The sequence below is a fragment of the Bradyrhizobium sp. Rc3b genome (genome assembly GCF_900114915.1).
Taxonomy (GTDB): Bacteria; Pseudomonadota; Alphaproteobacteria; order Rhizobiales; family Xanthobacteraceae; genus Bradyrhizobium.
The window spans coordinates 64,757-87,040 of record NZ_FOUS01000010.1 but is presented as its reverse complement, the minus strand read 5'-3'; the positions used below and the strand labels follow the sequence as shown (position 1 = coordinate 87,040).

The following is a 22,284-nucleotide window of genomic DNA, read 5'->3' as shown; positions in this document are numbered from 1 at the left end:
CAGAAATATCTTGCATGACGTAATTATTGTTATATATTCCCTCCCAATAAATCGGGAGGATGCGCATGTATACCCAGGCGCTGAATACGGCCGAGACCAACGACCGCAGTCTTGAGGACGCAGGCCAAGCTGCGCAGTTCCAGGCCCGCATCGATGCCGAGGAGCGCATCGAGCCGAACGACTGGATGCCAGCGGCCTATCGCAAGACGCTCACACGCCAGATTTCCCAGCACGCCCATTCCGAAATCGTCGGCATGCTGCCCGAAGGCAACTGGATCACCCGCGCGCCGACCCTGCGCCGCAAGGCCGCGCTCCTCGCCAAGGTGCAGGACGAGTGCGGCCACGGCCTCTATCTCTACGCCGCGGCCGAGACGCTCGGCACCTCGCGCGAAGAGCTGGTCGACGCCATGCTCGCGGGCAAAGCCAAGTATTCCTCGATCTTCAACTATCCGACGCTGACCTGGGCCGACATCGGCACCATTGGTTGGCTGGTCGACGGCGCCGCGATCATGAACCAGATCCCTCTGTGCCGCTGCTCCTATGGACCCTATGCGCGCGCGATGATCCGCGTCTGCAAGGAAGAATCCTTCCATCAGCGCCAGGGCTACGAGATCATGCTGACGCTGTGCCGCGGCTCGGACGAGCAGAAAGCGATGGCGCAGGATGCGCTGAACCGCTGGTGGTGGCCGGTGCTGATGATGTTCGGCCCGCCAGATAGCACGAGCCAGCACAGCGACACTTCGACGAAGTGGAAGATCAAGCGTTTCTCCAACGACGAGCTGCGCCAGAAGTTCGTCGATGCCACCGTGCCGCAGGCGCAATATCTCGGCCTCACCATTCCCGATCCCGGCATGATTCAGGATGCCGACGGGCACTGGCGTTACAGCGAGATCGACTGGACCGAGTTCAAGCAGGTCCTTGCCGGCAACGGCCCGTGCAATCGCGATCGCATGGCTGCGCGCCGCAAGGCGCACGAAGACGGCGCCTGGGTGCGCGAAGCCGCCGCCGCCTATGCGGCCAAACGTGCGCATCGCCAGACCGCGCAAGCCGCGGAATAGGGAGACCAATATGGCCACGCCGAACACACCGCTGTGGGAAGTCTTCATTCGCAGCCGCAACGGGCTCGCGCACAAGCATGTGGGATCGCTGCATGCGAGCGACGCGACGATGGCTCTGCAGGCCGCCCGCGACATCTACACCCGCCGCGGTGAAGGCCTGTCGATCTGGGTCGTGCCGTCGACCGCGATCACCGCGAGCGATCCCGCCAAAAAAGGCATGATGTTCGAGCCGGCGGAATCGAAGATCTACCGGCATCCGACGTTCTACGAGGTTCCGGAAGAAGTAGGGCATATGTGATGTCCGTCGCCAACATCGAGGTCTCCGAAACGCCGCTGGTGCTCTACGCGCTGCGCCGCGCCGACGATGCGCTGATCCTCGGCCATCGGCTGTCGGAATGGTGCGGGCACGCACCGATGCTGGAAGAGGACATGGCGCTCTCCAACATCGCGCTCGATCTCATCGGTCAGGCGCGCGAGCTCTACAGCTACGCAGCCAAGGCCGAAGGCAAGGACAACGACGAGGACAAGCTCGCTTATCTGCGCGACGTCAGGCAGTATCGCAACCTGCTGCTGGTCGAGCAGCCGAACGGCGATTTTGCCCAGACGCTGGTGCGACAGTTCTTCTATTCCGCGTTCGCCGACCTCTACTGGCGCGCGATGATGAATTCGCGCGACACGACGCTGGCCGCGATTGCCGCCAAATCTGAGAAGGAGAGCGCCTATCATTTGCGCCACGCCTCGGAGTGGCTCATCCGGCTCGGCGACGGCACCGATGAGAGCCACGCCCGCGCGCAGGCCGCGATCGACCAGCTCTGGGCCTTCACCGGCGAGATGTTTGCCGTCGATGATGGCGAGCGCGCGCTGATCCACGCCGGTATCGCGATTGATCCCGGCACGTTGCGTGGTCGCTGGTTGCAAACGCTTTCCGATGTCGCCAGTGAAGCCACGCTGGTCTTGCCGCAGAACGACTGGATGCAGCAGGGCGGCCGCGTGGGCCGGCACAGCGAACATCTCGGCCATCTCCTGTCCGAGCTGCAATCGATGCAGCGCACCTTTCCGGGGCTGACATGGTGAGCGTGCTCGACCGTGACAGCGAACTGCGCCGGCGCGCCTGGGACGCTGCGGCGAGCGTGGTCGATCCCGAAATTCCAGTGCTGACCATCGCCGACCTCGGCGTGCTGCGCGAGGTTGCGCTCGACGGCGATCACGTCGAGGTGGCGATCACCCCGACCTATTCCGGCTGTCCGGCGATGAACATGATCGCGCTGGAAATCGAGGTCGCGCTGGAGCGCGCCGGTTTTCGCCGGTCGAAAGTCCGCACCGTGCTGTCGCCGGCCTGGACCACCGACTGGATGAGCGAGGAGGGTCGCCACAAGCTGCGCGCCTACGGCATCGCGCCGCCGCAGGCTTCAAGCTCGCGCCGGGCACTGTTCGGTGAACAGGCGGTGGCCTGCCCGCAATGTGGCTCGGAAAACACCGAGGTGCTGTCTGAATTCGGCTCGACCTCCTGCAAAGCGCTGTGGCGCTGCAAGTCCTGCCGCGAACCGTTCGATTACTTCAAGTGTCATTGACCATGTCAGCCACCGCACCGCGCTTCCATCGCCTGGCCGTCAACGATCTCCGCCGCGAGGCGTCCGACGCCATCTCGATGACCTTCACCATCCCCGGCGAACTCGCCGGCGATTACGCTTTCACGCCTGGCCAATACCTCACGCTCCGCACCACGCTGGACGGAGAGGAGGTACGGCGCTCCTATTCGATCTGTTCCGGCCCTGATGATGGCGAGATTCGTATCGCCGTGAAGAAGGTCGACGGCGGTGCGTTTTCGAACTGGGCAGCCGAAGATCTCAAATGCGGCGACGAACTCGATGTGATGACGCCGACGGGCCGCTTCGGTGCGATTCCTCAAGCGGATGCCGGGCGCATCCATGTCGGGTTCGCCGCAGGCTCCGGCATCACGCCGATCCTGTCGATCGTCAAGGGCACGCTCGCGCGTGAGCCGGACAGCCGCTTCTTCCTGTTCTACGGCAACCGCACCACCGACAACATCATGTTCCTTGAAGCGCTCGAGGAACTGAAGGACCGCTTCATCGATCGCCTGTCCATCTTCCACGTCATCTCCGGCGAGGAGCAGGACATCCCGATCCTGCACGGCCGGCTCGACGGCGACAAGGTGAGGGTGCTGCTGCGCTCGCTGGTGCCTGCGGCCAGCGTCGATCACGTCTACATTTGCGGGCCCCTTGGCATGAGCGAGGATATCGAGGCGACCTGCCGCGAGCTCGGCATCGCCGAAGAGCGTATCCACGTCGAGCGCTTCGTCTCCGAGTTCGGCGGCAAGCCGCGGCCGAAGAAGGTGGTCGCGCCCGACGCGCCGCCGAAGGCGATCGCCTCGCTGATCATCGACGGCAAGCGCCGCGACGTGCCGGTCGCGGAGGACGAGGCGATCCTCGATGCCGCGCTGCGCGCCGGCGTCGATCTACCCTTCGCCTGCAAGGGCGGCATGTGCTCGACCTGCCGCGCCAAGCTGGTCGAGGGCGACGCGCCGATGGACATCAACTATTCGCTGGAGCCCTGGGAGCTGAAGGCTGGGTTCGTCCTGACCTGCCAGGCCAAGCCGTCGTCAGAGCGGGTCGTGGTCGATTATGACCATGTCTGAGCCGGTGCTTCAGACGCTGACGATGCAAATGCGTCGCATTATTTGACAGTTTTGGCCAACCAGCAGAACATCATGGGCAAACATCTGGCCGGGAGAAGCGCGTGAACGTCAAAGCCGCCCTGTCGCCTGAGGATATTGCCCGCGCCTGCGCTGAGGCGATGTGGACGGAGGACGATGCCTCCAAAGGGCTCGGCATGGAGATCGTCGAGATTGGCCCCGGCTTCGCGACGCTCGCAATGACGGTGCGGCCGGACATGGTCAATGGCCAGCGCATTGCCCATGGCGGCTTCATCTTCACGCTCGCCGATTCCGCCTTCGCCTTTGCCTGCAACTCGCACAACGAACGCGTGGTCGCAGCGCAGGGGCAGATCACCTTCATCAAGCCGGGCAGGCTCGGCGACCGCCTCGTTGCAAAGGCGCGCGAGATCACCCGCGGCGGCCGCTCCGGCATCTATGACGTGCGAGTTACCGCCGGTGACGTCGTCGTCGCCGAATTCCGCGGGCATTCGCGCGTCATTCCCGGCACGTGGCTGCCGACGCAAGACAAATAAAAGAACCAATCAATGTGGGGAAACGAGGATGGCTTCGACGAAGCTGAAGGAAGGCGGCAGCGCCTATAGCGCCGAGATGGACGCGCATGAGCGTGCCTCGCGCGACGAGATCATGGCGCTGCAGAAGCAGCGGCTGGCCTGGTCGCTGAAGCACGCCTATGACAACGTCGCGCATTATCGCAAGGCCTTCGACGGGGCCGGCGTGCATCCGTCCGATTTTCGCGAGCTCTCCGATCTCGCGAAATTCCCGTTCACGGTGAAAACGGATCTGCGCGACAATTATCCCTTCAACATGTTCGCCGTGCCGCGCGAAAAGCTGGTGCGCGTGCATGCGTCCTCCGGCACGACCGGCAAGCCGATCGTGGTGGGGTATACGCAAGGAGACATCGACACCTGGTCGGACGTGATGGCGCGCTCGATCCGCGCCGCCGGCGGGCGTACGGGCATGATCATCCACAATGCCTATGGCTATGGCCTCTTCACCGGCGGCCTCGGCGTGCACTACGGCGCCGAAAAGCTCGGCTGCACCGTGGTGCCGATCTCGGGCGGCATGACCGAGCGGCAGGTGCAGCTGATCAACGACTTCCGGCCCGACATCATCACGGTGACGCCGAGCTACATGCTGGCAATCCTCGACGAGTTCAAGCGTCAGAAGCTCGACCCGCGCCAGTGCTCGCTCAAGGTCGGCATCTTCGGCGCCGAGCCCTGGACCAATGCGATGCGCGGCGAGATCGAGGACGCCTTCGATATGGATGCGACCGACATCTATGGTCTGTCCGAGGTGATCGGCCCCGGCGTCGCCCAGGAATGCATCGAGACCAAGGATGGCCTGCACATCTGGGAGGATCATTTTTATCCCGAAGTGATCGATCCTGAAACGGGTGCGGTGCTGCCGGACGGTGAGAAGGGCGAACTGGTCTTCACCTCGCTCACCAAGGAAGCTTTTCCCGTGATCCGCTATCGCACCCGCGACCTGACGCGGCTGTTGCCGGGCACGGCGCGGCCGGGCATGCGGCGGATGGAGAAAGTGACGGGCCGCTCGGACGACATGATCATCCTGCGCGGTGTCAACCTGTTCCCGACCCAGATCGAGGAGGTGCTGCTCGCGACCGACTGGTGCGGCGGCCACTTCATCCTGGAACTGACCCGCGAAGGCCGTATGGACGAGCTGACAATCATCGCGGAGGCGCGGTCCGAAAGCTGGGACGGCCGCGGTCTCCTCGACCATGCCGACCGGATTGCGACCCACATCAAGAACACCATCGGCATTAGCTCCAGGGTTCAGGTGGTCGCGCCCGCCACGCTGGAGCGCTCGCTCGGCAAGGCCAAGCGGCTCTACGACAAGCGGCCCAAGGCTTGACTTTACGGATTGACTTGACGGATTGACTTGACCGGCCCCAGAGGCGACAAGGCCCGCGAGAAATCGCGGGTCTTTCATGTTGCCAGCCGATACCAAAACCGTCGAAGCGCGCTGCGTGCGCCTCAATGCCAAGGCCGAGAATGCTGCCGCGGTTGCGCCCGTGGTCGAGCATCACAAGCTGGCGCGCGGTCCGAACGATCTCCTGATCGAGGTCAAGGCCGCCGCCGTCAATCCCTCCGACGTCAAGGCCGCGACCGGCTTGATGCCCTATGCTGTGTTCCCGCGCACGCCGGGCCGCGACTATTCCGGCGTGGTGACCGACGGGCCGGCCGGCACGGTCGGCCGCGAGGTGTTCGGATCCTCCGGCGATCTCGGCATCCGCCGCGACGGTACCCACGCAACCCATCTCGTCGTCGAGGCTGATGCGGTGGTGGAGAAGCCGAGCACGGTGTCGTGGGAGGAGGCAGCGGGCATCGGCGTGCCCTTCGTCACCGCGATGGAAGGCTTTCGCCGCGCCGGCGTGCCGAAGAGCGGGGAGACCGTTTTGGTGTTCGGCGTCAATGGCAAGGTCGGCCAGGCCGCGGTGCAGATCGCGACATGGCAGGGCGCGCGCGTCATCGGCGTGGTGCGCAAAGCGGAAGCTTACGAAGGCCACACCAACGCCCCCATCGAGGTGGTCGACGCCTCCGCGACCGACGTTGCCACGCGCGCGCGCGAATTGACCGGCGGCAAGGGGGTCGATGTCGTCTTCAACACGGTCGGCGATCCCTATTTCCAGGCCGCGCACAAGTCGCTCGCATTGCGTGGCCGTCAGATCCTGATCGCCGCGATCGACCGCATCGTGCAGTTCAACATCCTCGAATTCTACCGGGGCCAGCACACCTATGTCGGCATCGATACACTCGGCCTGTCGTCGGCCGCGACAGGCGCAGTGCTGCGCGATCTCGGCCCGGGCTTTGCGAGCGGCCAGCTGAAGCCGTTCTCGATCAAGGCGAATGCCGTCTATCCGCTGGAGCGCGCCAAGGAGGCGTATGTCGCGGTTGCCGGCTCCTCGCGGGATCGCGTGGTCCTGAAACCGTAATCATGGACTCGTCCGCAGCAATCGTCATCTTCGCCGGCCTCGCCATCGGCCTTGTCTACGGCGCCGTCGGTCTGCTCAGCGGCTTCTGCCTGATGAGCAGCATGCGCGGCTGGCTTGCGGAGGGAGACGGACGGCTGGTGCGGACCTATGCGCTGGCGATCGCCGTCGCGATCGCCGCCAGCCAGTTCCTTGCCGGCAACGGCATTGCTGATTTGAGCAAGTCGATCTACCTGCAGCAGACGTTCTCGGTGCCGGTGCTGTTCCTCGGCGGAGTGCTGTTTGGTTACGGCATGGTGCTGTCGAACGGCTGCGGCTCGCGCGCCCTGGTGCTGCTCGGCCGCGGCAATCTCCGCTCCTTCGTCGTCGTGATCGTGCTCGCCATCGCTGCGCAGATGACGCTCAAGGGGCTGGTAGCGCCGGCTCGCATCGCGCTGGTTCAGGCCTCGCAAACCACCGTCAATGTCAATTCGCTGCCTTCGTTGCTGGCATCGCTTGGCCCCGGTGAAGTGCTCTCGCGTGCGCTGGCGGCGGCCGTGATCGTCGTCGCGCTGATCCTGTTTGCCTTCGCGCATCCGATGTTCCGGCGCTCACCGGGCCAGATCGCGGCGGGCGTCGTCGTCGGCCTGCTCGTCGCCGCCGGCTGGCTTGTCACCGGCTATCTCGGTGCCGACGACTTCAATCCGGTGCCGGTGACCTCGCTCACCTTCATCGCGCCGATCGCGGACGCGCTGCAATACGCCATGCTCTCGACCGGCCTGACGCTCAATTTCGGTATTGCGACGGTCGCTGGCGTCTTCGCCGGCAGCCTGATCACCGCACTCGCCACAGGCCGCTTCAAGCTCGAAGGCTATTCCTCGCCGCGCCACATGCTGCGATCGGGCAGCGGCGCCGCGCTGATGGGCATCGGCGGCGTGATGGCGTTCGGCTGCTCGATCGGGCAGGGGCTCACGGGCGTGTCGACACTGGCGCTGGGCTCGTTCGTTGCACTCGCCGGCATCCTGCTCGGCACGACCGCAGGTTTGCGTGGCGTGCTGCGGGTTCAACCGCTCGCGGTGGCCTGACCGCGCAACAGCCGGTCGCCGAGCGTCGCAAGTCCGATGCCGGTGACGATCAATCCGGCGGCGACAGCGAGGCTCAAGTCGAGGGGCTCGTCCAGCAGGATCGCAGCACTGGCGATACCGACGAGCGGTGTTCCGTGGTGCCAAGCGACGTCGTCAGCGCCGAGATGCTTTTGTTGACCATCGACATCGCCCAATAGGCCAGCGCGCTTCCGATCAGGCCAGAGTACAGGAACAGCATAGCCAGCCGCCACGACCATTCCACGTGCGGCAGCCCGTCGATGACCATCGCAAGGGTCGAGAGCACGCCCGTGGCCACGAGCAGCTGTCAGAACAGGAGCTGGAGCGGAGAGGCGATCCAGCGATGCGCGCGGATATAGATGATGTTCGCAGCCCAGGAGATCGCGGCCAGGATGACCATGCCGGCGCCGAGCACGACGTTTGCATTGCCCCAGTCGATTGATGACGGATTCAGGATCACGGCAAGGCCGATCAGTCCGAGCAGGGCGCCGGCAAGCTTGGGTGCGGTCAGGGTGTCCTTTCCGAGCAGGGGTGCCGCAATCGCGACCCAGAGCGGCGTGGTGTAGCCGAGCACGATGCCCTTGCTCGCGGGCAGGAAGCGCAGGCCGGCCGCGACCAGAATGGAGAAGAGCGTCATGTGCAGCAGCGCGACGCTGAGGACCACCGGCACGTCGCGCCGCTCCGGAATCACGAGATTGTTGCTCAGCCCGAGGATCACAAACAATCCTGCCAGCGCGATCCAGCTCCGGATCGCCGAGCTCCACAGCGGCGGGACGAGCTGCACCAATTGCTTCGTCACCGATCAGTTCACGCCCCAGGCCAGCACGACGATGAGGAACAGGCCGACGGCCGCGCGGGGTGACAGGGAGTTCATCGCAAGATCCTTGAACCAGTCCGGCCCGACAGATAGCATCCGCTCTGGTACCCACAAAAGCGCCAGATCAGAAAGGAACAAGGTGCCAGTTTCGGATATGATCTCGTCTATGATCGACCTGAAGCGGGCCGGCGACGACGGGCTGGTGGCTCAACTGACGAGTCAGCTCCGTGGCTTGATCGCGACCGGCCGCCTCGGCAAAGGTCGCGCGCTGCCGTCGAGCCGCCGGCTCGCGAGCGATCTCGGCGTTTCCCGCAACACCGTCACCTATGCGTTCGAGCAGCTCGCCGCGAAAGGATACCTCAAGGCCTCGCACGGCCGCCGTCCGGTGGTCACCGTCGACGGCGGCGAACGACGTCAAGGAGCAGATGCAGTTGCGGCGCGCGTGCGCTCCGGCAAGCCGCGGCTTTCACCCTGGGCCTCGCAGCTCAAGCAGACCGACTGGCCGATGTCCTATCAGGTGCCGCTCAGACCGTTGCGGCCAGGGCTTGGAGATGCGCGGGAGTTTCCGAACGAGATCTGGGCTCGCTGCCTGCGCCGTAGCGCCGTGCATGCGGCCAAACGCGAGCTCGGACCGGTCAACCGAGCGCGCCTGCGCGAGGCGCTCGCGCATTACCTGGCCGCGAGCAGAGGCGTTCGCGCCACGCCAGAGCAGATCATGATCCTGCCGAGCGCGCAGGCCGCGCTGACCTTGATCGCGGCTGTTCTCATCTCCCCCGGCGACGAGGTCTGGGTCGAGGACCCCGGCTATCCCGGCGCGGCCGCCGCTTTCTGTGCCTCCGGCGCGCGCGTGACCGGCATGAGGCTTGACACGCAGGGCATGCAGCGGATGCCGGGTCTCGCGGCCCCGAAATTGATCTTCATGACGCCATCGCACCAGCATCCCACCGGACGGCTGATGTCGCTGACGCGTCGCACCGAATTTCTTGGTGTGTGCAGGCCCGGCAAGAGCTGGATCGTGGAGGACGATTACGACGGCGAATTCCACTATGACAGCCGGCCGGTGCCGGCCTTGCAAGGGCTCGATGCCCATGGCCGCGTGTTCTATGTCGGTACCTTCTCGAAGGTGATGACGTCGGACATCCGGCTCGGCTATCTCGTTGTGCCGCCGGCGCTGGTCAGCACCTTCGAGATCGCACAGCGGCACATCGGGCTGATCGCATCCAGCCACATCCAGGAAGCGCTGGCCGAGTTCATTGCCGACGGGCATTTCCTTGCGCATCTGCGCCGGATGCGCCGGCTCTATCACGCGCGCCGCGACCACATCGTTGCAGGACTGGAGCGCCATCTGGGCGAGATGCTCTCGGTCGAAGTGCCGGCGGGCGGCATCCAGCTCGTCGCTCGCCTCAAACACGGTAGCGCCGATCGGGCGGCGGTCAAGCGACTGGCTGCCGCGGGCGTTGAAACGCGGGCGCTGTCCAGCCTGGCGCTGGACCGGCCGCGGGATCACGGCCTGCTGCTCGGCTTTGCGGCCTGGCGCGAGAACGAGATCAGTGCGGCATTGCGGACGATGGCATCGTGCTTCTAGTGCAGTCGAGCTAGTCCACGGCCTTCGTCACGATGCGGATCTCCGACGTCAATGTCCGGTGTACCGGGCACTTGTCGGCGATCTCCATCAATTTCTTGCGCTGCTCGGCATCGAGCGCGCCATCCATCGCAATGTCTCGTTCGATCTGGTCGAGCATGCCTTCGCGTGTCTCGCACTCCGCGCAGTCTTTGGCGTAGATCTTGGAATGCTTCAATCTGACGGTGACGCGGTCGAGCGGCAGCGATTTGCGGTCGGCATAAAGACGCATGGTCATGGAGGTGCAGGCCCCTAAGCCAGCGAGTAGGAAATCATAGGGCCCAGGACCGGCATCCTCGCCGCCGGCGGCGACGGGTTCGTCCGCCACCAGACGATGTGGTCCGACCGTGACGAGCTGGTTGAACTTGCTCTTGCGCGTCTCCTGCACCACGACCTGACGCGGCGCCTCGGGAAGATCCATCGCCTTCGCGGGCTTTGCGCTGTCGATGTAGCGGCTGGCCCAGGCCGTAATCACGTCGGCTGCGTAGAGGGCGTCGGCGGGCTTGGCAAGCAGATGGTCGGCATGGTCGAGCGAGACGAAGCTCTTGGGGTGCCTGGCCGCAACGAAGATCTTGGTCGCATTGTCGATGCCGACGGTGTCGTCGACCGGCGAGTGCATCACCAGCAGCGCCTTGTGCAGCCCTGTGATGTCCTTCATCAGCTCGTGCTCGGCGATGTCCTCGAGGAACTCGCGCTTGATCCGGAACGGGCGTCCTGCGAGCGAGACCTCGACCTCGCCCTGCGCGCGGATGTTGTCGAGATGCTCCCTGAAGAGGCCGGTCACGTGCGCCGGATCGGATGGCGCCGCGATGGTCACAACTGCCCTGGCTTCTGGGATACGTCCGGCTGCCGCGAGGATCGCCGCGCCGCCGAGGCTGTGGCCAATCAGGATCGACGGCGCCTTGCGGGCACTGCGCAGATGGTCGGCCGCGCGGACCAGATCGGCGACGTTGGAAGAAAACGTCGAATTGGCGAAATCGCCTTCGCTCGAACCGAGCCCGGTGAAGTCGAAGCGCAGGACCGCGATGCCCTTGGCTGCCAGCGCGACCGAGATGCGCTTGGCGGCGAGCGTGTCCTTGTCGCAAGTGAAGCAGTGCGCAAACAGCGCGTAGGCCGCGGGCTCGCCGTCCGGCAACTCCAGTGCGGCCGCAAGCTGATGTCCGCCTTCGCCCGTGAATTGAAAGCGTTCCGTCGGCATGGGCTTCCCCTCGTTCCTGCTTGAATTCTAATCGTCGGAATAGCGTTGCTCGGCCCAGGGGTCGCCGCGGTTATGATAGCCGCGGACTTCCCAGAAGCCCGGTGCGTCCTCGGTCAGGAATTCGATGGCCTGGAGCCATTTCGCGCTCTTCCAGAAATAGAGATGCGGCACGACCAACCGTACCGGGCCACCATGCTCCTCCGTCAGCGGCTGGCCGGACCAGCTATGGGCGAGCAGCGCATCCTCGGCGGCAAAGTCCTCCAGCGCGAGGTTGGTGGTGTAGCCGTCATGGGAATGCAGCGTCACAAAGCGTGCGTCCTCGCGCGGCTGGCAGGCCGCGAGCAGCTCGCGCGTGGCAAGCCCTTCCCACTCATTGTCGTAGCGCGACCAGGTGGTGACGCAATGGATGTCGGAGGTGAACCGGGCCTGCTTCTGCGCGATGAATTCGGCGAATGTCCAGAACACGGGGCTCTCGATCGCGCCATAGACGTCGAGCCGCCAGCGCTCGCGTGACACCGGCGGCACGACTCCGAGATCGAGCACAGGCCAGTCCTTGGTGAGGTGCTGGCCGGGCGGCAGCCGTTGGTCTTCCGGCCGCGTGATCTTCCCCGTGAGAAAGCGGCCCTCGCGCGCCCATTTCTCCTTGGTGCGCGTCAGCTTGCTGTCGGATGGCGTCTCGTCAGCCATGGTCTACTCGTGCCGATGCATTGCCGAAGTGTGCTTGGTGTCGCGCATGGTAGCATAGATCACCAGGGACAGGCAGATGATGCCGCTGAGGTAGAAGTAGAACCATTCCTCGTGCCCGATGCTCTTGAAATAGAGCGCGATCGCCGGCGCGGTGCCACCGAAGACCGACACCGTGATGGCATAGGGCAGGCCGACGCCGAGCGCGCGGACATTGGTCGGGAACAGTTCGGCCTTCACCACCGCGTTGATCGAGGTGTAACCGGCGACGAACAGCCAGGCACAGCAGATCAGGACGAACGCGACGAAGGGCGACTTGGTCTCCTTCAGCGTCATCAACAGCGGCACGGTCGCGAGCGTGCCGGCGACACCGAAGAAGATCAAGAGCGGCTTGCGTCCGATCTTGTCGGAGATTGCGCCGTAGATCGGCTGGAGGATGGTCGCGAAAACCAACGTGCCGAAGATCACGAAAGTGGTCTGGTCCTCGGTCAGCCCGACCGAAAGCTTGACGAAGGTCTGCATGTAGGTGGTGAAGGTGTAGAACGCCGCGGTGCCGCCGGCGGTGAGGCCGACCACCAGCAACAGCTCGCGCGGATAACGCAGCAAATTTGTGATCGAGCCGGTCGGCTTCACCACCTTCTTGGCTTCCTCGAACGCCTCCGTCTCGTGCAGGCCGCGCCGCATCACCGCGGCGAAGACCGCGAGCGCTGCACCGATCGCGAAGGGGATACGCCACCCCCAGTCCTTCAGCTCCTGTGGGGTGAGGAAGACCTTTTGCAGGAGCAGCAGCACGATGATCGCGGTGAGCTGGCCACCGATCAGGGTGACGTATTGAAAGCTCGAATAGAAGCCGCGGTGCTTGGGGTCGGCGACCTCGCTGAGATAGGTGGCACTGGCGCCATATTCGCCGCCGAGGCTCAGGCCCTCGATGACGCGTGCGAGCGCCAGGATCACCGGCGCGGCGAACCCGATCGTGGCATAGGTCGGCGTCAGCGCGATGATCAGCGAACCAAAGCACATGAAGACCACCGAGAGCGTGAGCGAGATGCGCCGTCCGAAATGGTCGGCGAGATAGCCGAAGAACCAGCCGCCCAGGGGCCGCATCAGGAACGTCGCCGCGAAGACGACGGCGACGTTCAATTGCTGCACGACGGGGTCGTTGCCCGGGAAGAAGGCGGGAGCGAAATAGAGTGCGAACGCGGTGTAGGCGTAGAAATCGTACCACTCGACCAGATTGCCGATGGAGCCGATGAAGATCGCCTTGATCCGCCGCTTGGCGTCGGCGATATCGATGTGGTCGGAGGCCGGCTTGATTGCTTGTTCAGTCACGTCCGGCCTCTCCCTTGTCTGGAAAGGCCTACATCGCCTTTCCGAGCAAGAATGGCAACTGGCGGGGGCCGCGCACCGTGCCCTGTGACCAGGTCACCGCGCCTGCCGGATCGAGCCGGAAATCTGGAATGCGTTTCAGCCATTCCTCCAGCGCAACCTGCATCTCCATGCGTGCCAGGTTGGAACCGACACACCGGTGAATGCCGAGGCCGAAGGCGGCGTGCCGGTTTTCGCGGCGGTCGATCACGACTTTGTCAGCGTCCGGAAACATCTTTGGATCGCGGTTGGCGGCCGGGAACGACAGCAGCACCATGTTGCCCGCCTTGACCGGGCAGCCCGAGATCGTGGTCTCCTTGACCACCTCGCGGGCCATCGTTACCGGAGAATAGGCGCGCAGCAGTTCCTCAACTGCGGTCGGGATCAGTCCTGGCTCGGCGATCAGTCGCTCGCGGTCCCCCGGCGTCTTCGCGAGGTGCCAGAGCGAGGAGCCGATCGCGCTCCAGGTGGTGTCGATGCCGGCGATCAGGAGCAGGCGCAGCGAGCCAAGAACGTGCGAGTCTTCGAGCGGGTTGCCCTCCTTGTCCTTGGCGTTCATCAGGTAGGAGATGAGATCGTCGGTCGGCTTGTCCTTGCGCGCCTCGATATGCGCGCTGAAATAGGCGCTCATCTCCTGCACGGCCTGCAGCAGCTTGCTCTCGTCCTTGATGCCGAGCTCGAGGATCATGTGGATCCAGTTAATGAAGAGATCGCTGTCGCTCTCGGGGATGCCGAGCATGTGGGCGATGGCCCGAACCGGGATATATTTGGCGTAGCGTGCGGCGGCGTCGACCTTGCCATCGGCGATGAAGCCGTCGATCAGCTCGTTGCAGATCGCGCGCATCCGCGGTTCCAGCTTCTTCATCGCGTCCGGCGTGAAGGGCGGCAGCAACAGCTGCTTGGCCGGCTTGTGCACGGGCGGATCTGAGGTGATCGGCGGTGCGGCGTTCCTCGCGATCTCGGGACGGACGTCGCGCACGATGATGCGGCGCGAGGAAAAATGCTCGGTGTCGTTGGCGATCTCGCGCACCGCTTCATAGGTCGTCGGCATGTAGCAGCCGAGGAAACGCTCGGTGTGCACGACCGGGCTCGCTGCGCGCAGCTCGTCCCAGATCGGGAAAGGATCCTCCGTCCATTGCGGATCGGTATGGTCGAAATCATGGACCCAGTCGGTGACGGGCGGATGGGCGGCAGGCGGACTGGCGTCGGACATGGCAGGGAATCCCTTGGCTCGTGTTCGCTGGAAGGACGCGGGGGCGGCCGCGCTACTCCTCGATCACATCGATCGCGATTTCCGGGCAGTTGGATTTGGCAAGCCACGCCTTGTCCTCGAGCCCCGGCGGGACCGTGCCGTCGCCGGCTTCGTGGGCGTTGCCGTATTCGTCCAGCTCGAAAAGTTCCGGCGCGAGGGCCTTGCAGCGCGCGTGGCCCTGGCATTTGTCGGGATCGACGTGAACCCTCAGTCGCTCTGTCATGGCGGCATCCTCGGTCGTATCCGCGCGTGGCCCGATGGCGGCGCGTTCCTCATGTCAATTTTATCCGCGGCATTCGCCGCCGGCTTTAAGTTATATGCTATTACATTCGCGACAGGCTTTCCCTGTCAAGCGCAAACTTATAGGTTCGCCACACCATGCGCTCACAACTCGCCCGCAAGCCCGCGAACACCTACCATCATGGCGATCTTCGCGATGCCTTGGTCAAGGCCGCTTTGCGCGAGGCGGAGCAGGGCGGTGCCGAGGCCATCAGCATCAAGGCGCTGGCAAAGCAGCTCGGCGTGTCGCAGCCGGCGCCGTACCGGCATTTCGCCGACCGCGAGGCGCTGCTTGCAGCGGTGACGGCGGAGGCGTTCAGGCAGCTCAGCGCGATCTTGCGAGAGGCCATGGCTGGGACGTCGAAGCAATCAAAGCTGTCGCGGCTGGCGCAGGCGACGCTCGAGTTCGGCCTGCGGCGCAACGGCATCTACCGCTTGATGTTCGCGTCCCGCACCGTGGCATGCGCCGACAAGGGCAGCGAGCTGCACGAGGCCACGCGCGAGACCTTCTCGCTCGTGATCGAAGCCCTGGAAGCGCCCGCCGTCGGCTATTTGCGCGAACGTCAGGCGCTCAAGATCTGGGCGGCGTTGCACGGCGTGGTGATGCTGGCCGAGCAGGGCCTGTTCACCGGCGAGGCCGCGCACGCCACGCGCGAGGAGCTGGTCGAGGATTTCGTCAGCGAAACGAAGGCCGCGCTCGCCGCTGCCATCAAGGGCGCGCGGCGTCGAAAAGCGACAGGTACCTAAGCCTTCGCTTTCAGCAGCTTCATCAGCTTGTCGACCGCGCTCTCAGGCGTGGTCACGACGGGATGGCCGGTGGCTTCCGTCACCAGAGGCGCCGTCGCGGCGATGCTGAACTGCGCCAGCGCGATGACGTCGCAATCGCGCAGATCCTTTGACGCTTCGACGATCAGCCGGTCGTGGGTGGCGCGGTCGCCGCGGTCGAGCGCCGCCAGCGCGCCCTCGGCAAGCTTCGGCACGATTTGGACGGAGGCCGGAAACTCCGGCGGCATCGAGGCCAGGGTCGGCGGGAAGGTGGACAGCAGGCCGATCCGCTTGCCCATCGTCACCGCCCGTTCGATCATGGCTTCGTTGGGCTTGAGCACCGGCATCGGCGCATGCGCGCGCGCGACCGCCTCGATACAGGGGCCGAAGGCCGAGCAGGTGAACAGGATCCCGTTCGCTCCGGTCGCCGCCGCATAGTCGCCGAGCGCGAGGAAGCGCTCGGTCATGGCATCGTTGAGCGCGCCGTCGCGGGCCAGATCCGCCGACAGGCTGTCGTCGAGAAGGTTCATCAGCCGCGCCTCTGGCCAAGCCTTGGCGAACGCCGCCTCGATCGGGGCGATGGAATGCTTGAGGGCGTGGATCAGGGCGATGCGAGGGGACGTCGTCATCTAAAGTGGCTTATCCATGGGTCTCGTGCCTCGGACGCAGCGCAATGCGCAGTATTGCGCTGCAGAGCCGGGGCCCATTGTGGCCGCTGGGTCCCGGCTCTGCGCAGCGGCGTTGCACGCCGCAGCGCGTCCGGGACACGATCACGGTTTACTTGAACGGCACCGCGTACATCAAGCCGCCCTTGCTCCAGAGGCCGTTGAGGCCGCGATCGAGCTTGAGCGGGCTCGCCTTGCCGACATTGCGCTCGTAGATCTCGCCGTAATTGCCGGTGGCCTTGATCGCGGTGACCAGCCATTTGTTGTCGAGCCCAAGCCGGGAGCCGAGATCGCCGGATGCGCCGAGCAGCCGCTGGATCGCGGGCGTCTGCGACTTCGCCATCTCCTCGACATTGCCTTGTGTGACGCCGAGCTCCTCGGCCTCGATCAGGCCGTAATGCAGCCAGGTGATGATGTCGCTCCAGACCTCGTCGCCGTTGCGGGTGAAGGGCCCGAGCGGCTCCTTGCTGATGGTCTGCGGCAGCACGACGTAATCGGCCGGGTTCGGCGCGGCGGTGGTCACGGCGCCGGCGAGTGCGGAGGCGTCCTGGGTCATGGCATCGCAGCGGCCGCCGAAGAATGTCTGGTACATGGTGTCGACGCGGTCGAACACCAGCGGCTTCCAGTCGATGCCGTTGGCGCGGCCGTAATCGCCGAGCGTCACCTCATGCGTGGTGCCCTGCGCGACGCAGACGGTGGCGCCCTTGAGGTCCTTGATGTCCTTGACGCCCAGATCCTTCTTCACGACAAAGCCCTGGCCGTCGTAGAAGTTGATCGGGCCTTGCCGCAAGCCCAGCGTCACGCCGCGCAGATAGGTCTGCGTCGAGTTGCGGTAGAGCACGTCGATCTCGCCCGACTGCAGGGCGGTGAAGCGGTTCTGCGCGGTCAGAGAGACGTAGCGCACCTTGCTGGCATCGCCCAGCACGCCGGCCGCGAGCGCGCGGCAATAATCGACGTCGAGACCTTTGTAATTGCCCTGCGAGTCGGGCGCGGAGAAACCGGCAAAGCCGGCGCTGACGCCGCACACCAGCGTGCCGCGGCTCTTCACCGTGTCGAGCGTCGCGGCGGATGCGACAATTGTCGATGCAGCGAGCACGCTCGCTGCGATAACCACTTTCCTCATCATGCTACTCCCCTCAGTGATTGACACTACGCAACACGTTGTCGACGGCCGTGCCGAGCTTGTCGACGATCAGGTCGATCTCCTCTGCGGAGGCGATATAGGGCGGCGCCAGCAACACGTGGTCGCCGCGAACGCCATCCACGGTGCCGCCGCCGGGATAGCAGCCGAGCCCATTGGCGAAGGCCTCCGCCTTGATCTTCTGATTGAGCTTGAGCGCAGGATCGAACGAGGTGCGGCTGGCGCGATCAGCGACCAGCTCGATCGCCCAGAACAGGCCACGGCCCCTGATGTCGCCGACATGGCGGTGATTGCCGAAGCGCTCGGTCAGGCGCTGTTCGAGCTGCTTGCCGCGCTCCTTGACGCGGTCGAGCAGGCCGTCCTCGCGGATCACCTCCTGCACCGCCAGTGCGGCGGCGCAGGCGAGGGGATGTGCCAGATAAGTGTGGCCGTGCTGAAAGGCGCCCGAGCCGGCGCGGATGGTGTCGATGATCTTGCCGCTCGCGAGCATCGCCCCAATCGGCTGGTAGCCGCCGCCGAGCCCTTTTGCGATCGCCTGGATGTCCGGCGCGACGCCTTCCTGCTCCCAGGCATGCGTGGTGCCGGTGCGGCCCATGCCGCACATGACCTCGTCGAGGATGAGCAGTGCACCGTGCCGGTCGCAGATCTCACGCACCGCCCTGAAGTAGCCGTCCGGTGCCGTCACCGCGCCGGCGGTGGCGCCGACGACCGGCTCGGCGAGGAACGCCGCGACCGTGTTGGGACCGAGCCGCTGAAATTCCGCTTCGAGCTCCGCCGCCAGCCGCGCCACGAACTGCGCATCGGATTCGCCGTCGCGCTTCTCGTGATAGTTGAAGGCCGGCGTCACGTGGCTGAAGGCGGCCGAGAGCAGCGGCGCATAGGGCGCGCGCCGCCAGGCGTTGCCGCCGGCGGCGAGGGCGCCCAGCGTGTTGCCGTGGTAGCTCTGTCGCCGCGCGATGAAATGTTGCCGCTGCGGCTCGCCGCGCTCGATGAAATATTGCCGCGCGAGCTTGATGCTCGCTTCGATCGCCTCGGACCCGCCGCTGACGAAATAGGCGTAGGCAAGACCGCCCGGCTCATGGCCGACCAGCGTCTCGGCGAGAGCCTCGGCGGGCTCGGAGGAGAAGAAAGCGGTATGCGCGTAGGCCAGCGTCGAGGCCTGCTTTGCCATCGCCGCGATCACGCGTGGATGCTGATGGCCGAGGCAGGAGACTGCCGCACCGCCGGAGGCGTCGATGATGCGCCGCCCGTCCTCGGCAAAGAGATAGATGCCTTCGCCGCCGATCGCCTTGGGCGGCGTCTCGCGGAGTGAGCGGTGCAGCACACGGCTGGTGCGAGCGGCCATGGGTCAACCTTTCTCTGAGACGTAGATGGAGGCAGCGGTGAGCCGCGCCTCGGTAGTCTCCAGGCGCTTCTTCGCGGCGGCGCCGCCGAGCGAGAACGTCACGGCAGCCAGCGACTGCGCGATCGCGATCGCGCCGGTGAGACTCGGGAAGAAGCCGGGAGAGGAGGCCGCCTCGAACAGCAGCACGTGGTCGGCGCCCTCGGCCATCGGTGCCGAGAGGCTGTCCGCGATGGCAATCAGCGTCGCGCCGCTGTGATGAGCGGCTTGCGCGACGCGGACGCTCGCATGGGTGTACGGCAGGAAGCCGATGACGATGACGGCTTCGCCCGGCCGGAAGGCGCCGAGGTCGAGATCGTCGGGGCCGGACACGCCGACGAGTTGCACCTGCTCGGGGCGGAACAGCCGAAGCTCGTAGTTCAGGAGCTCGGCAACGCTGCGGCAGCTGCGATAGCCGGCAATCCAGATCCGCTTGGCCTCATGCAGGGAGCGCGCGGCCTCCGCGATCGGTTGCGCGGGAATGCGCGGAAGGCCGGCGGCCTCGGCCTCGAGCTTGTCGGTGACGAGCGCGACATCGGCATTCGGGCCGGGCCGGCGGCTTCTGGCGCGGCCGGAGAAGGGCGAGGTCTGCGATGGCCGCCGCGCCTCGGTCAGCGCCGCGCGCAATTCGTCCCAGCCCGAATAGCCGATCGCCTTGGCGAGCCGCGTGAACGCGGCGGGATCGGCGCCGGCTTCCGCCGCGAGGTCGCGCATCGAACGGGTGGTGGCGTCATAATCGTTGGCGGCGACGAAGCGCCCGACTTCCTGCAGCCGCATCGGCAGCGATGGCAATGCAATGCGCAGTTCGCTCAGCGGCGAGGATTTCGCGGGCTCGGCCATGAAACATTTGTTGCACGAAATATAGATTGGTGCAACAGTTGACGTGCGCCGCCGGAAATCGCTGCCTCTCGAGAAGGGTTTTTGTGCCGTGACATCGGACACGCCGAGACCGCCACCGCGCCGCCGCCTGTTCGGCGCATGGGGACGCCGCGAGCTGCAGGGCCTGTTCTGGCAGGTGCTGGTGGTCGGGATCGCGCTCGCGGTCATCGGCTTTCTCTGGTCCAACACCGTCACCAACCTTTCGGCGCGCCGCATCACGACCGGTTTTGCCTTCCTCGGACGCGAGGCCGGCATGCCCATCGCCGACAGCTTGCTCGCCTATAATCCGAGAGACACGTATCTCTGGGCCTTCGTCGTCGGCATCGGCAACACCTTGCGCGTCGCCGTGATCGGCATCGTGCTCGCGACCATCCTGGGCACCCTGATCGGCATCTCGCGACTGTCGGCCAACTGGCTGCTGTCACGACTTGCCGCCGTCTATGTCGAAACGCTCCGCGACATCCCGCTGCTGCTTCAACTCCTGTTCTGGTATGTGCTGATGCAGGCGCTGCCGGCCGCGCGCGCGGCATGGCGGCCGGTCGAGGGCGTGTTCCTGTCCAATCGCGGCTTGATCCTGCCGGCCATTCCGCTTGGCCCGCCCCAGCTTTGGGTGCTCGGCACGGCGGTGTTCGGCCTTGCCGTGGTCTATCTCATCCGGCGATGGCTGATCGCGCAGCAGATGCGCGACGGCAAGCCGCGGCCGGTATGGCCCTTTGCGGTGAGCTTCATCATCGCTTTGCCCGTGCTGGTGTCCGTACTGCTTCGCGTGTCCTGGAAGATCGAATGGCCGGAGCTGCGCGGCTTCAATTTCGTCGGTGGGCTGACGCTCGCCCCAGAATATTTCGCGCTGCTGATCGCGCTCGTCACCTACACGTCGGCCTTCATTGCCGAGATCGTGCGCAGCGGCATCCAGTCGGTGCCGCGCGGGCAGTGGGATGCCGCCAACGCGCTTGGCCTGCGCCGCAGCTTCATGCTGCGGCAGATCATCCTGCCCCAGGCGCTGCGCGTCATCGTGCCGCCGATGACGAGCCAGTATCTCAATTTGACCAAGAATTCCTCGCTGGCGGTCGCGATCGGCTACCAGGACGTGGTCTCGATCGCCAACACCACGTTGAACCAGACCGGGCAGGCGATCGAGGCGATCGCGCTGATCATGGCGGTGTTCCTGACCATCAGCCTTTCCATCAGCTTCTTCATGAACTGGTACAATGCGCGCATTGCGCTGGTGGAGCGCTGAGCATGACCGCGATCACCGACATGCCGGAAGTGCCGCGCGCCGCCCGCCGCCCGCAGATGGGGAATCCGGCGTTGCGCTGGCTGCGCACCAATCTGTTCTCGTCGATCCCGAACGGCATCCTCACCGTCGTGCTGCTGGCGATCCTCGCCAAGGGCATCTTCAGTTTCGTCCAGTGGGGCATCGCCAATGCCGTGTGGCTGACCCCGGCAAACGATTCCAGCGGCTGCCGCGCGGTGCGCGGCCTCGGCGCCTGCTGGGCGATCATTCCCGAAAAGTACCGCTTCATCCTGTTCGGCACCTATCCGTTCGACGAGCAGTGGCGGCCGGCGCTGTCGGTCGTACTGTTCATCGCACTGTACTTTCTCTCGACCCGTCGCGTTTTGTGGCGGCGCGAACTCATCTATCTCTGGATCGGCGCGCTCGCGCTTATCAGCGTGCTGATGTGGGGCGGCGTGCTCGGCCTTTCCTTCGTCTCGCAGGATCGCTGGGGTGGTCTGCCGGTGACGCTGATACTGGCGACGTTTGGATTGGCCTTCGGCTTCCCGCTCGGCATTCTCGTCGCGCTCGGCCGGCGTTCGAAGCTGCCGGCGATCCGCTCGCTCAGCGTGCTCTATGTCGAGCTGATCCGTGGCGTGCCGCTGGTGAGCCTATTGTTCATGGCGAGCGTGATGTTTCCGCTGTTCATGCCCAGCGGATTCAACATCGACAAGCTGCTCCGCGCGCAAATCGCGATCATCCTGTTCGCGGGCGCCTATCTCGCCGAAGTCATCCGCGGCGGCCTTCAGGCCGTGCCGCGCGGGCAATACGAGGCTGCCGATGCGCTCGGGCTGTCCTACTGGCGCAAGAACCGGCTGATCGTCCTGCCGCAGGCGATCCGCCATGTCATCCCGCCGCTAGTCAACACCTTCATCGCTTTCTTCAAGGACACCAGCCTCGTCCTCATCATCGGCATTTTCGATCTGCTCACGACGGCGAAGACGGCGATCATCGATCCTGCGTGGCAACAGTTTTCGGTCGAGGTCTATATCTTCGTCGCTGCGATCTACTTTGTGTTCTGCTTCGCCATGTCGCGGTACAGCCGTAGCCTGGAAGCGACGGGCGGGAGGTGATCTTCCTTCTCCCCTTGTGGGAGAAGGTGGCGCGAAGCGCCGGATGAGGGGTTCTATCGTCGAATTCAGACGGCGAGGGAGTCCCTTGTGGAGAGATACCCCTCAC

At 65.1% G+C, this 22,284-nt stretch carries 22 protein-coding genes and 1 pseudogene; 13 read left to right on the top strand and 10 right to left on the bottom strand.

The window, feature by feature from the left end; genetic code table 11:
* The first annotated feature begins 65 nt into the window (after nucleotides 1-65).
* From paaA to BM190_RS23555, 9 genes are all read left to right on the top strand, one after another.
* Nucleotides 66-1,058: a 1,2-phenylacetyl-CoA epoxidase subunit PaaA gene (paaA, locus tag BM190_RS23595; protein ID WP_177237247.1), complete on the top strand. Its 993-nt coding sequence runs from the start codon at nucleotides 66-68 to the stop codon at nucleotides 1,056-1,058.
* Nucleotides 1,059-1,068: 10 nt separating this feature from the next.
* Entirely contained in the window at nucleotides 1,069-1,356 is a 288-nt protein-coding gene (paaB, locus tag BM190_RS23590) for a 1,2-phenylacetyl-CoA epoxidase subunit PaaB (RefSeq protein WP_092259557.1), read from the top strand.
* Nucleotides 1,356-2,132 (top strand): 1,2-phenylacetyl-CoA epoxidase subunit PaaC, encoded by a 777-nt coding sequence (gene paaC / locus BM190_RS23585; protein ID WP_177237246.1) that lies wholly within the window; start codon nucleotides 1,356-1,358, stop codon nucleotides 2,130-2,132. The genes paaB and paaC overlap by 1 nt, the downstream gene beginning before the upstream one ends.
* Nucleotides 2,126-2,629: a 1,2-phenylacetyl-CoA epoxidase subunit PaaD gene (gene paaD, locus BM190_RS23580; protein WP_092259553.1), complete on the top strand. Its 504-nt coding sequence runs from the start codon at nucleotides 2,126-2,128 to the stop codon at nucleotides 2,627-2,629. The genes paaC and paaD overlap by 7 nt, the downstream gene beginning before the upstream one ends.
* Before the next feature lie 2 nt (nucleotides 2,630-2,631).
* Nucleotides 2,632-3,714 carry a 1,2-phenylacetyl-CoA epoxidase subunit PaaE gene (paaE, locus tag BM190_RS23575; RefSeq protein ID WP_092259551.1) on the top strand — a complete coding sequence of 361 codons (1,083 nt, stop codon included), beginning with the start codon at nucleotides 2,632-2,634 and terminating at the stop codon, nucleotides 3,712-3,714.
* A 101-nt stretch (nucleotides 3,715-3,815) separates the two neighbouring features.
* The gene (paaI, locus tag BM190_RS23570) at nucleotides 3,816-4,265 is read left to right on the top strand and encodes a hydroxyphenylacetyl-CoA thioesterase PaaI (protein ID WP_092259549.1); all 450 of its coding nucleotides are present in this window, start codon (nucleotides 3,816-3,818) and stop codon (nucleotides 4,263-4,265) included.
* Between the two features lie 28 nt (nucleotides 4,266-4,293).
* On the top strand, nucleotides 4,294-5,625 hold the full coding sequence (gene paaK / locus BM190_RS23565) for a phenylacetate--CoA ligase PaaK (RefSeq protein WP_092259547.1): 1,332 nt from the start codon (nucleotides 4,294-4,296) through the stop codon (nucleotides 5,623-5,625).
* Between the two features lie 76 nt (nucleotides 5,626-5,701).
* Complete coding sequence (locus BM190_RS23560; protein WP_092259546.1) at nucleotides 5,702-6,706, top strand: quinone oxidoreductase family protein; 1,005 nt, start codon at nucleotides 5,702-5,704, stop codon at nucleotides 6,704-6,706.
* Between the two features lie 2 nt (nucleotides 6,707-6,708).
* Nucleotides 6,709-7,767, top strand: coding sequence for a YeeE/YedE family protein (locus tag BM190_RS23555; RefSeq protein ID WP_092259544.1), 1,059 nt, complete (start codon nucleotides 6,709-6,711; stop codon nucleotides 7,765-7,767).
* Here BM190_RS23555 and BM190_RS41770 read toward each other — a convergent pair.
* Nucleotides 7,746-8,659: pseudogene (locus BM190_RS41770) on the bottom strand (DMT family transporter). The gene BM190_RS23555 and the pseudogene BM190_RS41770 overlap by 22 nt on opposite strands.
* Nucleotides 8,660-8,756: 97 nt before the next feature.
* Between BM190_RS41770 and pdxR the strand changes: the two are divergent.
* Nucleotides 8,757-10,187: a MocR-like pyridoxine biosynthesis transcription factor PdxR gene (pdxR, locus tag BM190_RS23545; RefSeq protein ID WP_177237245.1), complete on the top strand. Its 1,431-nt coding sequence runs from the start codon at nucleotides 8,757-8,759 to the stop codon at nucleotides 10,185-10,187.
* Nucleotides 10,188-10,197: 10 nt separating this feature from the next.
* Here the strand turns inward: pdxR and BM190_RS23540 are convergent, their stop codons facing one another.
* Genes BM190_RS23540 through BM190_RS23520 form a run of 5 tightly spaced genes read right to left on the bottom strand, consistent with a single transcriptional unit; the run spans nucleotide 10,198 to nucleotide 14,945 of the window.
* Nucleotides 10,198-11,421, bottom strand: coding sequence for a bifunctional alpha/beta hydrolase/OsmC family protein (locus BM190_RS23540; protein ID WP_092259540.1), 1,224 nt, complete (start codon nucleotides 11,419-11,421; stop codon nucleotides 10,198-10,200).
* A gap of 27 nt (nucleotides 11,422-11,448) precedes the next feature.
* Nucleotides 11,449-12,108 carry a sulfite oxidase-like oxidoreductase gene (locus tag BM190_RS23535; RefSeq protein WP_018315599.1) on the bottom strand — a complete coding sequence of 220 codons (660 nt, stop codon included), beginning with the start codon at nucleotides 12,106-12,108 and terminating at the stop codon, nucleotides 11,449-11,451.
* Nucleotides 12,109-12,111: 3 nt separating this feature from the next.
* A complete protein-coding gene (locus tag BM190_RS23530; RefSeq protein ID WP_092259538.1) occupies nucleotides 12,112-13,434 on the bottom strand; it encodes an MFS transporter in 1,323 nt (440 codons plus the stop codon).
* A gap of 28 nt (nucleotides 13,435-13,462) precedes the next feature.
* On the bottom strand, nucleotides 13,463-14,683 hold the full coding sequence (locus BM190_RS23525; protein ID WP_018315601.1) for a cytochrome P450: 1,221 nt from the start codon (nucleotides 14,681-14,683) through the stop codon (nucleotides 13,463-13,465).
* 52 nt (nucleotides 14,684-14,735) lie between these two features.
* Nucleotides 14,736-14,945 carry a ferredoxin gene (locus tag BM190_RS23520; protein ID WP_007607931.1) on the bottom strand — a complete coding sequence of 70 codons (210 nt, stop codon included), beginning with the start codon at nucleotides 14,943-14,945 and terminating at the stop codon, nucleotides 14,736-14,738.
* 155 nt (nucleotides 14,946-15,100) lie between these two features.
* On the opposite strand from BM190_RS23520, the gene BM190_RS23515 reads away from it, so the two are divergent.
* On the top strand, nucleotides 15,101-15,748 hold the full coding sequence (locus tag BM190_RS23515; RefSeq protein WP_092259535.1) for a TetR/AcrR family transcriptional regulator: 648 nt from the start codon (nucleotides 15,101-15,103) through the stop codon (nucleotides 15,746-15,748).
* Here BM190_RS23515 and BM190_RS23510 read toward each other — a convergent pair.
* The 4 genes from BM190_RS23510 to BM190_RS23495 form a co-directional block, all read right to left on the bottom strand.
* A complete protein-coding gene (locus BM190_RS23510) occupies nucleotides 15,745-16,395 on the bottom strand; it encodes an aspartate/glutamate racemase family protein (protein ID WP_092259532.1) in 651 nt (216 codons plus the stop codon). The two genes, BM190_RS23515 and BM190_RS23510, sit on opposite strands and share 4 nt — an antisense overlap.
* A gap of 148 nt (nucleotides 16,396-16,543) precedes the next feature.
* Entirely contained in the window at nucleotides 16,544-17,557 is a 1,014-nt protein-coding gene (locus BM190_RS23505; protein WP_018315604.1) for an amino acid ABC transporter substrate-binding protein, read from the bottom strand.
* Between the two features lie 10 nt (nucleotides 17,558-17,567).
* Nucleotides 17,568-18,917, bottom strand: a complete 1,350-nt coding sequence (locus BM190_RS23500) for an aspartate aminotransferase family protein (RefSeq protein WP_092259528.1) — start codon at nucleotides 18,915-18,917, stop codon at nucleotides 17,568-17,570.
* Between the two features lie 3 nt (nucleotides 18,918-18,920).
* Nucleotides 18,921-19,793 (bottom strand): MurR/RpiR family transcriptional regulator, encoded by an 873-nt coding sequence (locus tag BM190_RS23495; protein WP_092259525.1) that lies wholly within the window; start codon nucleotides 19,791-19,793, stop codon nucleotides 18,921-18,923.
* An 88-nt stretch (nucleotides 19,794-19,881) separates the two neighbouring features.
* Here BM190_RS23495 and BM190_RS23490 point away from each other — a divergent pair, with 88 nt between their 5' ends.
* Nucleotides 19,882-21,069: an amino acid ABC transporter permease gene (locus tag BM190_RS23490; RefSeq protein ID WP_092259957.1), complete on the top strand. Its 1,188-nt coding sequence runs from the start codon at nucleotides 19,882-19,884 to the stop codon at nucleotides 21,067-21,069.
* Between the two features lie 2 nt (nucleotides 21,070-21,071).
* Nucleotides 21,072-22,178, top strand: a complete 1,107-nt coding sequence (locus BM190_RS23485; RefSeq protein ID WP_092259522.1) for an amino acid ABC transporter permease — start codon at nucleotides 21,072-21,074, stop codon at nucleotides 22,176-22,178.
* Nucleotides 22,179-22,284: the final 106 nt, after the last annotated feature.